The sequence below is a fragment of the Kluyvera sp. CRP genome (assembly GCF_019930565.1).
GTDB lineage: Bacteria > Pseudomonadota > Gammaproteobacteria > Enterobacterales > Enterobacteriaceae > Kluyvera > Kluyvera georgiana_A.
This window is the reverse complement of record NZ_CP082841.1, coordinates 4,845,011-4,858,575: the sequence shown is the minus strand read 5'-3', so window position 1 is coordinate 4,858,575 and position 13,565 is coordinate 4,845,011. Positions and strand designations below refer to the sequence as shown.

13 protein-coding genes are annotated in these 13,565 nt (G+C 56.1%); 7 read left to right on the top strand and 6 right to left on the bottom strand.

All coding sequences use genetic code 11. The features are described 5' to 3' along the window. Positions 1-9: 9 nt before the first annotated feature. Complete coding sequence (gene bcp / locus K7B04_RS23015; RefSeq protein WP_064543632.1) at positions 10-480, bottom strand: thioredoxin-dependent thiol peroxidase; 471 nt, start codon at positions 478-480, stop codon at positions 10-12. Beyond that, a complete protein-coding gene (locus K7B04_RS23010; protein WP_065355889.1) occupies positions 480-1,052 on the bottom strand; it encodes a glycine cleavage system transcriptional repressor in 573 nt (190 codons plus the stop codon). The genes bcp and K7B04_RS23010 overlap by 1 nt, the downstream gene beginning before the upstream one ends. A 154-nt stretch (positions 1,053-1,206) precedes the next feature. Here K7B04_RS23010 and dapA point away from each other — a divergent pair, with 154 nt between their 5' ends. The 6 genes from dapA to ypfH all read left to right on the top strand — a co-directional run bounded on the left by dapA (position 1,207) and on the right by ypfH (position 7,819). Beyond that, the gene (gene dapA, locus K7B04_RS23005) at positions 1,207-2,085 is read left to right on the top strand and encodes a 4-hydroxy-tetrahydrodipicolinate synthase (protein ID WP_163446591.1); all 879 of its coding nucleotides are present in this window, start codon (positions 1,207-1,209) and stop codon (positions 2,083-2,085) included. 16 nt (positions 2,086-2,101) lie between these two features. After that, positions 2,102-3,133, top strand: coding sequence for an outer membrane protein assembly factor BamC (bamC, locus tag K7B04_RS23000; protein WP_064543637.1), 1,032 nt, complete (start codon positions 2,102-2,104; stop codon positions 3,131-3,133). Between the two features lie 109 nt (positions 3,134-3,242). Then, positions 3,243-3,956 (top strand): phosphoribosylaminoimidazolesuccinocarboxamide synthase, encoded by a 714-nt coding sequence (gene purC, locus K7B04_RS22995; protein ID WP_035891480.1) that lies wholly within the window; start codon positions 3,243-3,245, stop codon positions 3,954-3,956. 195 nt (positions 3,957-4,151) lie between these two features. Continuing rightward, entirely contained in the window at positions 4,152-5,027 is an 876-nt protein-coding gene (locus K7B04_RS22990; RefSeq protein ID WP_064543639.1) for a neutral zinc metallopeptidase, read from the top strand. 16 nt (positions 5,028-5,043) lie between these two features. Continuing rightward, positions 5,044-7,044 (top strand): GNAT family N-acetyltransferase, encoded by a 2,001-nt coding sequence (locus K7B04_RS22985; protein ID WP_275957281.1) that lies wholly within the window; start codon positions 5,044-5,046, stop codon positions 7,042-7,044. Between the two features lie 76 nt (positions 7,045-7,120). Next, complete coding sequence (gene ypfH / locus K7B04_RS22980; protein WP_223803099.1) at positions 7,121-7,819, top strand: esterase; 699 nt, start codon at positions 7,121-7,123, stop codon at positions 7,817-7,819. Between the two features lie 61 nt (positions 7,820-7,880). On the opposite strand, the gene K7B04_RS22975 is transcribed toward ypfH, so the two are convergent. From K7B04_RS22975 to K7B04_RS22965, 3 genes are read right to left on the bottom strand one after another with little or no spacing between them, the layout of a single operon-like run. Next, on the bottom strand, positions 7,881-8,081 hold the full coding sequence (locus tag K7B04_RS22975) for a YpfN family protein (RefSeq protein WP_163446594.1): 201 nt from the start codon (positions 8,079-8,081) through the stop codon (positions 7,881-7,883). Between the two features lie 25 nt (positions 8,082-8,106). After that, entirely contained in the window at positions 8,107-9,234 is a 1,128-nt protein-coding gene (dapE, locus tag K7B04_RS22970; protein ID WP_064543643.1) for a succinyl-diaminopimelate desuccinylase, read from the bottom strand. A 57-nt stretch (positions 9,235-9,291) separates the two neighbouring features. Then, the gene (locus tag K7B04_RS22965) at positions 9,292-9,651 is read right to left on the bottom strand and encodes an ArsC family reductase (protein WP_167575272.1); all 360 of its coding nucleotides are present in this window, start codon (positions 9,649-9,651) and stop codon (positions 9,292-9,294) included. A 358-nt stretch (positions 9,652-10,009) separates the two neighbouring features. Between K7B04_RS22965 and ypfM the strand changes: the two genes are divergently transcribed. Then, complete coding sequence (gene ypfM, locus K7B04_RS22960) at positions 10,010-10,069, top strand: protein YpfM (protein WP_001386977.1); 60 nt, start codon at positions 10,010-10,012, stop codon at positions 10,067-10,069. A 125-nt stretch (positions 10,070-10,194) separates the two neighbouring features. On the opposite strand, the gene acrD is transcribed toward ypfM, so the two are convergent. Continuing rightward, positions 10,195-13,308 carry a multidrug efflux RND transporter permease AcrD gene (gene acrD, locus K7B04_RS22955; RefSeq protein WP_163446126.1) on the bottom strand — a complete coding sequence of 1,038 codons (3,114 nt, stop codon included), beginning with the start codon at positions 13,306-13,308 and terminating at the stop codon, positions 10,195-10,197. Positions 13,309-13,565 lie beyond the last annotated feature (257 nt).

The window sequence follows — 13,565 nt, the reverse complement described above, 5'->3', positions numbered from 1 at the left end:
CGGTGGCGATCAGGCGTTAGCCTGTAGCCAGCCCAGTACCACGTCATGGTGGTTGCTGGTCTTGAAATCATCGAAGACGTGTTCAATTTTACCGTCGGCGTCAATCAGGAAACTGATGCGGTGAATGCCGTCATAGGTTTTCCCCATGAAGGTTTTCTCACCCCAGATGCCAAATTGTTCACAGACCTGGTGATCTTCATCGGAAAGCAGGGTGAAGTTCAGCAGCTCTTTTTCAGAGAAGCGGGAGAGTTTTTCCGGTTTATCGGTGCTGATACCCAGAACCTCAACGCCGGCTTTTTTCAGCTCGTCCATATTATCGCGAAGGCCGCATGCCTGCACGGTGCAGCCAGGGGTCATCGCTTTCGGGTAAAAATAGACCAGAACACGTTGTCCCTGGAAGTCGGTCAAATTTACTTGCTCGCCGTCTTGATCGGGCAAACTAAATTTCGGTGCGATATCACCGGCTTTCAGTGGGTTCATTACTCAGCTCCATCCTGTTCATCATGCTGTGAATAATTAATCACGTTTATACTGCCTTGCGCTTTCAATTCTGTACATAGGGCTTTGAACGCTTGCTCAATATTTGATGCATTTTGCGTAGCCGGGCTGTGGGCGGTAATTTGAATAAACAACTGCGCCGCCCCTTCATCGGAGCCCGGTTGGGTACGCGACACCAGCTCGGCAATATTCATCTCCCAGCTGTCGAACAGGGCAGTAAAACGCTCGATAATATGCGGTGAATCAGGAACTTCCACCTGTACCCACACGGTAGCCGGCATTGCCGGACGCGGGCTGGCGGTGGTACGTTTCATGACGATCAGCAGGTCCAGCTCCGCACCTTTCAGCGGCAAGGTGGACTCAATCAGCGTAATCGCATTCCATGTTCCGGACAGCAGCATAATAAAAGTGAATTCATCTCCCAGCATCGCCAACCGACTGTCTTCGATATTACAGCCGCAGCTGCTCACGTGACGAGTGATCGTATTGACAATGCCAGGGCGATCCGCGCCCAGGGCTGTTATGACCAGATAGTGTTGTAATGAGGCTGTCAAACCTGTTCTTCCTTTAAAAAGGTGCGGTATACCCTAGGAAAGCATAAAAAAAACCGGCATACAACATTCTGAAGGGCCTCAGTCTCTTGCTTTTATTACAGTACCAAACGTACCATTGAGTTTCATGTCCGCACGTCAGCACAGAGGATGGCCCATGTTCACGGGAAGTATTGTAGCGCTTGTCACGCCGATGGATGAAAAAGGTAATGTCGACCGTTCAAGCCTGAAAAAACTGATTGATTACCATGTCGCCAACGGAACCTCGGCGATTGTGTCGGTAGGGACTACCGGCGAGTCAGCAACGCTTAGCCACGAAGAGCATGGCGATGTGGTCTTAACCACCCTGGAACTGGCCGATGGCCGTATTCCGGTTATCGCAGGAACGGGGGCAAATGCAACCGCAGAGGCGATTAGCCTGACCCAGCGTTTCAACGACAGCGGCGTCGTTGGCTGCCTGACCGTTACCCCATACTACAACCGTCCGACTCAGGAAGGTCTGTTCCAGCACTTTAAAGCGATTGCCGAGCATACTGACCTGCCGCAAATCCTGTATAATGTGCCGTCCCGTACCGGCTGCGATATGCTGCCGGAAACCGTAGGTCGCCTGGCGAAAATTAAAAATATTATCGCGATTAAGGAAGCCACGGGGAACTTAAGCCGTGTTCATCAGATCAAAGAGCTGGTTTCAGACGATTTCATCCTGCTCAGCGGTGATGATGCAACCGGTCTGGACTTCATGCAGCTCGGCGGTCAGGGCGTTATTTCGGTAACGGCGAACGTCGCGGCGCGTGATATGGCGGAAATGTGCAGACTGTCCGCAGCTGGAGAGTTCGCGCAGGCGCGCATCATCAACCAGCGTTTGATGCCGCTGCACAATAAATTATTTGTCGAACCCAATCCTATCCCGGTGAAATGGGCATGTAAGGAATTGGGGCTTGTGGCGACCGACACCATGCGCTTGCCGATGACACCGATTACCGACCACGGTCGTGACGTGGTGGCATCCGCACTGAAGCATGCCGGTTTGCTGTAAAGTTTAGGGAGATTTGATGGCTTACTCAGTACAGAAGTCGCGCCTGGCCAAGGTTGCGGGTGTATCGCTGGTTTTACTGCTTGCGGCCTGTAGTTCCGACTCGCGTTATAAGCGCCAGGTGAGCGGCGATGAGTCCTATCTGGACGCTACGCCGTTAAGTGAACTTCACGCCCCTGCGGGCATGATCCTGCCGATCGAAAATGGCGACTACAACATTCCTGTCGCCAATGGCAGCGGTGCCGTCGGTAAAGCGCTGGATATCCGTCCGCCGGCTCAGCCGTTGGCGCTGGTCGCTGGTGCGCGTACCCAGTTTACGGGCGACACCGCCACGCTGTTGGTGGAAAATAGCCGTAGCGGCTCTCTGTGGCCGCAGGTGGTCAGCATAATTCAGGGGAAAAACTACACCATCACCAAACGTGATGATGCTAGCCAAACGCTGACGACGGACTGGGTCGAGTGGAATCGCCTTGATGAAGACCAGCAGTATCGTGGTCGCTATCAAATCTCCGTGCAGCCTCAGGGCTACCAGCAGGCGGTGATGGTGAAGCTGGTTAACCTGGAACAGGCGGGCAAACCGGTGGCCGATCGCGCTTCGTTACAGCGCTATAGCGCTGAAATGTTGAACGTGATTTCCGCTGGTCTGGATAAGAACGCCAGCGACGCACAGGCTTCTCGCGGTTCCGCGGGCGCGACCTTTGATGTACAGAGCGCTTCTGATGATACCGGTCTGCCAATGCTGGTGGTGCGCGCACCGTTCAACCAGGTCTGGCAGCGTCTGCCGGGCGCGCTGGAAAAAGCGGGCATGAAAGTGACCGACAGCACCCGTTCTCAGGGCAGCATCGCCGTGACCTACAAGCCGCTGTCTGACAGCAGCTGGCAGGCGTTGGGCGCGAGCGATCCGGGTCTGGTCTCCGGTGACTACAAGCTTCAGGTCGGCGACCTCGACAACCGTAGTAGCCTGCAGTTCATCGATCCGAAAGGTCATACGTTGACGCAGTCGCAAAATGACGCCTTGGTTGCAGTATTCCAGGCGGCATTGAGTAAGTAATTTATCAGGGCTGGAGCAATCCGGCCCTTTTTTCTGTATAGTGACGCAAACGTGTGCGTCAGCAGAAAAGCACAAATTTTTATGGTTAATCATCACTGGAGTGACAAAGATGCAAAAGCTAGCTGAGTTGTATCGTGGTAAAGCGAAAACCGTATACAGCACCGAAAATCCGGATCTGTTGGTACTCGAATTCCGTAACGATACGTCAGCAGGGGATGGCGCTCGCATTGAGCAGTTCGATCGTAAAGGTATGGTGAATAACAAATTCAACCATTTCATTATGAGCAAACTGGCGGAAGCGGGTATCCCGACCCAAATGGAAGCGCTGTTGTCCGATACCGAATGTCTGGTGAAAAAGCTGGATATGGTGCCGGTGGAGTGCGTTGTCCGTAACCGCGCCGCCGGTTCGCTGGTGAAACGTTTAGGGATCGAAGAAGGTATTGAGCTGAACCCGCCGCTGTTCGACCTGTTCCTGAAAAACGATGCCATGCATGACCCGATGGTTAACGAATCCTACTGCGAAACCTTCGGCTGGGTGAGCAAAGAGAACCTGGCGCGCATGCAGGAACTGACCTTCAAAGCGAACGACGTGCTGAAAAAGCTGTTCGACGACGCGGGCCTGATCCTCGTGGACTTCAAGCTGGAGTTCGGTCTGTTCAAAGGCGAAGTGGTGCTGGGCGATGAGTTCTCGCCGGACGGCAGCCGTCTGTGGGACAAAAAGACCATGGATAAAATGGACAAAGACCGTTTCCGTCAGAGCCTTGGCGGCCTGATCGAAGCCTACGAAGAAGTGGCGCATCGTTTAGGCGTGAAGCTGGACTAAGTTATGACGTCCCCGGCCTCGCCTGCGCGTAGGCCGGATAAGGCGTTGACGCCGCCATCCGGCAATGTGTTCGTCGCTTGCCCGATGGCGCTGCGTTGACCCGCTCATCTCCCTTCCTGATGTATTTCCAGTGGTAATCCTGCCCGTAACCGCCTACGATCGTATCAGTAACAATAAAAGAAGATCGAGGTAGTTATGCGTTGGCAAGGCCGTCGTGAAAGCGACAATGTAGAAGACCGGCGGAACAGTTCTGAATCCCCACTCTCCGGGCGCGGCCCTGGTTTCCGTATTCCCAGCGGTAAGGGCGGTATCATTCTGCTGATTGTCGTGCTGGTTGCGGGCTATTACGGCGTCGACTTAACCGGCCTGATGACCGGCGAGCCCATTGGTCAGAGCCAGCAACAAAGCTCGCAGCGCGTCAGCAACCCGAACGATGATGAAGCGGCAAAGTTTACCTCGGTTATCCTTGCCACCACTGAAGACACCTGGGCGCAGCAGTTTAAAGAAATGGGGAAAACCTATCAGCCGCCGCGTCTGGTGATGTACCGTGGCGCGACCCGCACCGGGTGCGGTACCGGCCAGTCGGTGATGGGGCCATTCTACTGCCCGGCCGATAGCACGGTTTATATCGACCTCTCTTTCTATGACGATATGAAAAGCAAACTCGGCGCAGGCGGCGATTTCGCGCAGGGCTACGTGATTGCGCATGAAGTGGGGCACCACATCCAGAAACTGCTCGGCATCGAGCCGAAAGTCCGTCAGATGCAGCAGGGCGCATCGCAGGCTGAAGTGAACCGCCTGTCGGTCCGCATGGAGCTTCAGGCCGACTGTTTTGCGGGTGTCTGGGGTCATAACATGCAAAAACAGGGGATTCTGGAGGCTGGCGATCTTGAAGAAGCGCTGAACGCTGCCGAAGCGATTGGCGATGACCGCTTACAGCAGCAGAGCCAGGGCCGCGTGGTACCCGATAGCTTTACTCACGGCACATCACAGCAGCGCTACACCTGGCTGAAACGCGGCTTCGATAGCGGTGACCCGTCCCAGTGCAACACCTTCAGTAAATCGCTTTAACGGGATGTCGAAGGTCATGGATGAGCTGCTCGCGCAGGCCGCGCGAATGGCGCAGGAGGGGATTCGCCGTCTGCTGGTGGTTAGCGGCGACCCTGACTGGTGCGCAGAGCAGGCAGTAGCGTTTCGCAACGCTATCGGACACGACGTGCTGTGGGTGGGCCCGCAGACCGTCGCCCCTCCTTTTTGCCAGACTGGCAAACTTGTCACGCTGCTCGGGCGCGAGTTCCAGCACGCCATCTTTGACGCTCGCGCCGGTTTTGACGTGTCGGCGTTTGCCGCGCTGGCGGGGACCTTGCGTGCCGGTAGCTGGCTGGTGCTGCTGGTGCCGGACTTCTCACGCTGGCCTCAGCAACCCGATGCGGACTCGCTGCGCTGGAGCGATACGCCGGAGCCCATCGCCACCCCCCATTTTGTTCACCATTTTTGCCGTACTCTGGCCGCCAACCCGCAGGCGAGAATCTGGCGTCAAGGTGAGCCACTGACGCCGCTCAATGGCCCTCCGCGACCATCATGGCAGCAGGCTAACGGCCAGCCCGACATTGAACAGCAATCGATTCTGTCAGCGCTTGCCAACGCCACCGCGCAGGTTTGTGTGGTGACGGCGGAACGCGGGCGTGGTAAGTCGGCGCTGGCCGGAATGCACATCCGACAGCTTTCCGGCACGGCGCTGGTCACGGCACCTTCCCGTGCTTCGGCGGAGGTAATTGCTGCCTTTGCCGGCGAGCGCTTTCGCTTTATCGCGCCGGATGCGCTGCTGGCCTCTGATGAAACCGCCGATTGGCTGGTGGTCGATGAGGCCGCAGCCATTCCCGCCCCGCTGTTGCAAAAGCTGATGACCCGCTTTTCGCGGGTGCTGCTAACCACCACCGTTCAGGGTTATGAAGGCACCGGACGTGGCTTTGCGCTGAAATTTTGCGCCGCGTTCCCGCAGCGGCAGGCGTTTATCCTGAACCAGCCCATTCGCTGGGCTGCCGGCTGCCCGCTGGAGGCGGTTGTGAACGAGGCGCTGATTTTCGATGATCATGCCTTTACCACCCCGCCGCAGGGCGCGATAACGTTGAAACTCGTGACGCAGTCAGCCTGGCAAACGACCCCAGCGCTGCCCCGCGCGCTCTATCAGCTGCTTTCCGGCGCCCATTATCGCACCTCGCCGCTGGATCTGCGGCGTATGATGGACGCGCCGGGCCAGCATTTTCTGAGCGCTCAAAGCAGCGACGGTCCGGCAGGCGCGTTGTGGCTGGTCGACGAAGGCGGGCTTTCGGCGGAACTGAGCCGGGCAGTGTGGGCCGGTTTTCGCCGCCCGCGCGGTAACCTGGTGGCGCAATCGCTGGCGGCTCACGGCGGCAGTCCGCTGGCAGCGACGCTTATCGGGCGACGCATCAGCCGCATTGCGGTACATCCGCTACGTCAGCGCGAAGGTCTCGGTCAACGGCTGGTCGAACGGGCGTGGCAGGACGCTGAGGGGTGTGATTATCTCTCAGTGAGCTTTGGTTATACCGATGCGCTATGGCGCTTCTGGCAGCGTTGTGGCTTTACGCTGGTGCGTATTGGCACCCAGCGGGAGGCCAGCAGCGGCTGCTACGCGGCGATGGCTATTCGCCCGCTGACGGCGGCAGGGGAAGCGTTGATGTTACATGAGCATCAGCGATTGTGCCGCGAATGGCGCTGGCTACGCCGGTGGGTAGTTGAAAAAGTGCCTCTGGCGGAAGTGACAGAGACTATCCTTACTGAGGATGACTGGTGGGATTTGGCCGGTTTTGCCTTTGCTCATCGCCCGATGCTGGCGGTGCTGGCGAACCTGCACCGGTTGAGCGAGCTGACTGAGCTGGCGATACCCGCGCTGCGCGGGCGTTTGTGCGGCGAGGCTGAGTCTGAACTGTGTGCTCGTCTGGGCGTGCAGGGGCGTAAAGCGCTGCTGGCCCGGCTTCGTGCAGAAGCGGCGCAGGCGATGCGCAACGTTGACGCTGAACGCACAAACCGGCTGGCGGAACAGATCCCACAACTGCAATTTTTTTAACTGACTCATTCAGTTAAATGGCATGGTCATTATTCTGGTGCGGCGTAAACTGACCGTCAAAACCAAGGAGACAGCCATGACGCACGATCATTTTGTTGTTCAAAGCCCCGCGAAGCCCGCTCAACAGCTGCTGCTGTTGTTTCATGGCGTGGGCGATAATCCGGTCTCAATGGGGCAGATCGGCAGCTGGTTTGCGCCGCTGTTTCCGGATGCCTTGATTGTCAGCATTGGCGGCGCAGAGCCGTGCGGCCCGGCGCCGGGTCGTCAGTGGTTTTCGGTGCAGAGCGTGACCGAAGAGAACCGCCAGGCGCGTGTTGATGCCATTATGCCGACCTTTATTGAAACGGTACGCTACTGGCAAAAACAGAGCGGCGTAGGCCCGCAGGCCACCGCGCTGATCGGCTTTTCACAAGGGGCGATTATGTCGCTGGAAAGCATCAAAGCCGAGCCAGGTCTGGCTTCACGCGTGATCGCTTTTAATGGTCGTTACGCCACGTTGCCGCAGCAGGCGACCACCAGCACCACGATCCATCTGATCCACGGTGGAGAAGACCGGGTGATTGATTTAGCCTGGGCGGTGAAAGGTCAGGAAGCGCTCCTGGCCGCGGGCGGCGATGTGACGCTGGATATTGTCGACGATCTGGGGCACGCGATTGACGATCGCAGCATGCAGTTCGCGCTCGATCACCTGCGTTATACCGTGCCGAAGCACTATTTCGATGAGGCATTAAGCGGCGGAACGCCGAAAGATGACGATATTATTGAAATGCTGTAAGTCTCGCGCGTTCCCGGTTACCCGGGAACGTGTAAGCCATCAGGAAGCCTGATGTGGCGATTTATTGCTTCGGCGGGTTCTTCTTCGGCCAGTCGTCGTCATCGTCCCACTTATCATTGCAGTCACGATGCGGCGGAAGCTCAGGTTTATCGGCAAGGAATTTTTTATGATCGACGCGACTAAGATCCTTAATCACGTTGATAATCACCCCCACCAGGAAAACCAGCACCAGAATCCACCAGTATTTTGTCAGCCAATCCATGCGCATTACCTCTTTTGTTGTGCCGTCAGGCGACAAGTTGTTCCATGATACGCTGATACATCCGCGCCAGCATCTGCAGGTCTGCGGCATTTACGCATTCGTTTATCTTGTGAATGGTCGCGTTCACCGGACCCAGCTCAACAACCTGCGCGCCCATCTGGGCGATAAAGCGACCATCTGACGTCCCGCCGGTGGTCAGTAACTGCGGTTCTATTTCATTATAGTGCGCAATCGCGTTAACCACCGCGTCAACCAGCTTGCCGCGTGCGGTCAGGAACGGCTGCCCGGAGATCCACCAGTCTACCGAGTAGCGCAGTTGGTATTTTTCCAGTAGGGCGATCACACGTTCTTTGATCATCGCGTCGGTCAGCTCGGTGCTGAAGCGGAAGTTGAACTGCACGAACAGATCGCCAGGGATGACGTTGTTGCTGCCGGTACCCGCCTGGATGTTGGCAATTTGCATGCTGGTTGGCGGGAAGAATTCGTTGCCCTGGTCCCACTCGATAGACACCAGTTCGTTCATCCACGGCGCGGCGCGGTGAACCGGATTATCGGCAAGGTGCGGGTAGGCCACGTGGCCCTGCACGCCGTGAATGGTCAGGTTACAGGTCATGGATCCACGACGGCCATTTTTCACCACGTCACCCACCACTTCGGTGCTCGACGGTTCGCCCACCAGGCAGTAATCCAGACGTTCGTTGCGCGCCATCAGCGCTTCCACCACCTTCACGGTACCGTGGGTGGCGCTGGCCTCTTCATCGGAGGTGATCAGGAACGCCAGGCGGCCTTTATGGTTCGGGTGCTGGGCGACAAAACGTTCTGCAGCAACAACCATCGCAGCCAGCGAGCCTTTCATGTCCGCCGCGCCGCGGCCAAACAGCATGCCATCACGAATGGTTGGTTCAAATGGCGGGTTAATCCAGCGATCGGCATCACCAGCCGGCACCACATCGGTGTGGCCTGCAAATGCCAGGGTTTCCCCTTTACCGCGCCAGGCCCAGAAATTCTGGGTATCACCAAAATCCATGGGCTCAACGGTAAAACCGATAGCGCGCAGGCGTTCAATCATTAATGCCTGACAGCCCGCGTCATCGGGGCTGAGAGACGGGCGGCGAATAAGCTGCTGAGCCAGCTCAATGACTGGGCAAGACATAAACTAAACCTCGTTATTTTTCGTTATCTGCAAAAAGTCAAAAACGGGGCGGCGGCATTAGCGCATCTGGGCGAGCCACTGACCGTAACTGGCATCACTAAAACCCAGCAGCATAGGCTGTGCAGGCGCACAGAGCAATGGGCGTTTAATGATCGCCGGCATTTCCAACATTAGCGCAGCGGCGGCGTCGGCATTGTTGATGCCCATACGCACGCTTTCGTCCAGCTTACGCCAGGTGGTACCGCGGGTATTCAATAAGGCTTCCCAACCCAACTCGGCAATAAAGGATGCCAGTAACTCGGGGGGCAGGCCGTCAACGCGATAATCATGAAAGCGATATTCAACCTGATGGTCGTCCAGCCAGCGACGGGCTTTTTTAATTGTGTCGCAATTTTTTATTCCATAGAGGATGGTCATGTTCCACCTTTATATCAGCAGGTTTTTTAGGGTCTCGAATATACACGGAATTCCCGTGGCTGCCTGTTTTAATTTTATCCTGATAAACAGGCTGAAATTCGTACAGTTTATCATGCTGTCTACGACGAAAGTCGCAGTTTGTTCATTTTGTTGTAGGGTAAATTCTTATCATATGATTCACATTCTGATAACTATTTCAGAATGTTGCTGTTCGTCACATTAAATGTCAACATTCCAGCCCATAGTGGCCTCAAGCAGTAAACAATCGTTGGCAGCGGCAATCAAAGTAATCGGATTAACCGTATTCACAGGTCATACATTTGTACGTAATATACGCATAATAATAAGAGAGGTAGTTATGATCGAACGTGAACTGGGGAACTGGAAAGATTTTATCGAAGTGATGCTTCGTAAATAATTTTCAGACAGGTGAGTGATTAAGCGCTGTGTTCTTTCAATTACCATGATGGTGTTGTTTGCAGTACAGAGTCAATGCTCAACATAAAGATAAAAAGGCGACAGTGACTGTCGCCTTTTCTGTTTTTATTCAGGCTTTTCTTTTAACGGGAATCGACGTCGTACCAGCACAAAGAACAGCGGTACGAAGAAGATAGCCAGCACCGTCGCCGAGATCATCCCGCCAACCACGCCGGTACCCACCGCATGCTGGCCGCCGGAACCCGCGCCGGTGGTTAATGCCATGGGCAGAACCCCGAAGATAAACGCCAGCGAGGTCATCAGGATGGGACGCAGGCGCTGGCGGCAGGCTTCGAGGGTCGCCGACATCAGGTCTTCGCCTTTCTCATTCATTTCATTGGCAAATTCAACAATCAGAATGGCGTTCTTTGCCGATAGCCCGATAACCGTCAGCAGCCCCACCTGGAAGTAAACGTCGTTTTCCAGCCCGCGCATCCAGGTGGCCAGCAGCGCGCCAATCACCCCCAGCGGTACCACCAGCATCACCGAGAACGGCACCGACCAGCTTTCATACAGCGCCGCCAGGCACAGGAACACCACCAGCAGTGAAATGGCGTATAGCGCAGGAGCCTGTGCGCCGGAGAGCCGTTCCTGGTAGGACATTGCTGTCCACTCCAGACCAAAACCGGTCGGCAGCTGTTTGACCAGATTCTGCATCACGTCCATTGCGGTACCAGTACTGACGCCCGGCGCGGCTTCACCGATAATTTCGACGGCTGAATAACCGTTATAGCGCTCCAGGCGCGGCGAGCCGGTTTCCCAGCGTGAGGTGGCGAAGGCTGAGAACGGCACCATCTGACCCGCGTTGTTACGCACATACCACTGATTAATGTCATCCGGCAGCATGCGGTACTTCGCGGCGGCCTGCACGTACACTTTCTTCACGCGCCCACGGTCCATAAAGTCGTTCACATAGCTCGAACCCCACGCGGTTTGCAGCGTGTCGTTGATATCGTCGATAGAGACGCCCAGCGCCTGCGCTTTACGCTGATCGATATCGATCTGCAGCTGCGGGCTGTCATCAAGGCCGTTGTGGCGCACGCGGGTGAGCTGCGGACTCTGTCCTGCCAGCTCCAGCAGCTTATCGCGTGCGGCCATCAGCGCATCGTGCCCGGCGCCGCCGTGATCCTGCAGTTCCATATCAAAACCGGCAGAGCTGCCCAGGCCGCTGATGGCTGGCGGGCTGCTGGCGTAGACGCGCGCCTCTTTAATCTTGTTCAGCGCTTTGGTTGCGCGCTCGATAATGGCAAACGAGGTGCCAGTGGTGCTATCGCGCTCGTCCCAGTCTTTCAGGCGCACAAACATGCGCGCGACGTTCTGCCCATTACCACCCGGGCCGGAACCGATGGTGGCAAAAATGGAGGTGATATTGTCCTTCTCGTTTTTGAAGAAATAGTCTTCAACCTGTTCCACCACTTTCAGCGTTTGCTGCTGAGTGGAGCCGCTCGGAAGCTGGACCGAGGTGGTAAACATACCGCGGTCTTCCAGCGGCAGGAACGAGGAGGGCAGGCGCAGGAACAGGAACACCATGCCGCCCAGCAGCACCACATAAATCAGCATCCAGCGTACGCTGCGGTGGAGGATTTTCGCCACGCCGGACTCATAGCGGCGCGCGCTGGCATCGAAGTTACGGTTGAACCAGCCAAAGAAGCCTTTGGTGCCGTGCACTTCGCCTTTATGAATGGGTTTGAGAATGGTGGCGCACAGCGCGGGCGTCAGAATCATCGCCACCAGTACCGACAGCACCATCGCCGAAACAATGGTAATCGAGAACTGACGATAGATAGCCCCGGTGGTGCCGCCAAAGAAGGCCATCGGGATAAATACCGCCGACAGCACCATCGCGATACCCACCAGCGCGCCCTGAATCTGGCCCATCGATTTACGCGTTGCCTGCCTTGGCGTTAGCCCCTCGGTACTCATAATACGCTCGACGTTCTCGACAACCACGATGGCGTCATCCACCAGAAGCCCGATGGCGAGCACCATGGCGAACATCGTCAGGGTGTTAATACTGTATCCGCAGGCGTAGAGAATGGCGAAGGTGCCCATCAGCACCACCGGTACGGCGATGGTGGGAATCAGCGTGGCGCGGAAGTTTTGCAGGAACAGGTACATCACCAGGAACACCAGCAGGATGGCTTCCAGCAGCGTTTTCACCACGTCTTTGATCGATGCTTTGACGAAGGAAGTGGTTTCGTAGGCGACTTTATACTCCAGGCCATGCGGGAAATAGGCTTTTAGCTCGTCCAGGCGCTGAATAACGCGCTCGGCGGTCGCCATTTCGTTGGCCCCTGAGGCGAGTTTGATGCCAAGGCCAGACGCCGGGTTGCGATTATACCGGCTGAGATAGTCATATTTTTCCGCGCCCATTTCGACGGTGGCAACGTCTCCGAGCGTCACTTCTGAGCCGTCCTGGTTAACGCGCAAGGTGATGTCGCGGAACTGCTGTGGCGTTTGCAGCAGCGATTGCGCATTAATGGTGGCGTTCAGCGCCTGCTTATCAACCGACGGCGTTCCGCCAAGCTGCCCGACGGCAATCTGCGCGTTCTGCGATTTAATGGCGCTGGTGACGTCGGAAGCGGTTAACTGATAGCTGTTGAGCTTGGCCGGATCCAGCCAGATGCGCATGGAATATTGCGAACCGTAGGCGTCAATGTCGCCGACGCCGTCAACGCGACTGAGCGGGTCCTGAATGTTACTGGCGACATAGTCGGAAATATCTTGCTTATCCATGCTGCCGTCGGTGGAGACGAAGGCGATGGTCAGAATGTTGGTATCGCCTGTTTTACGTACCGTGACGCCTTGCGTCTGCACCGCCTGTGGCAGCTTGTTCATTGCCGTTTGCAGCTGGTTTTGTACCTGCTGTACCGCTTCGTCCGGGTCGGTGCCGGCGACGAAGCTCAGCGTGATTGACGCCTGGCCGGTGGCGCTGCTTTGAGAGGACATATACATCAGGTTATCGATGCCGGTCATGTTCTGTTCGATAACCTGGGTGACGGTGTTTTCCAGCGTTTGCGCGGACGCGCCCGGATAGTTGGCGGTCACGCGGACGTTCGGCGGCGCGAGGTCTGGGTACTGCTCTACCGGTAATGAAAATATCGCCAGGGTTCCGGTAAGGCACAAAAGGATTGCTAGCACCCAGGCAAAAATGGGGCGATCGATGAAGAAATTCGCCATCAGGATCCGAACCTCGTGTTGGTCATTTTTTTTACGTACTGAATTGCGTCAAACACTGTAGCCGTAAGGCTCCCGGCAATCGTGGAGAAAATAAGAAGATAATGTAAATAATCATACCGCTTTGGCGAAACGGTTTGCATATCCTTACGCAAGCCGATTTCTGCCCCCTGAAACGTAATTTCATTTAAGCTGAAATTTTTTGATCTGCCACAGCTTACTGACAAATAGTCGCCGATTCTGGGCAAATGGACATTGCC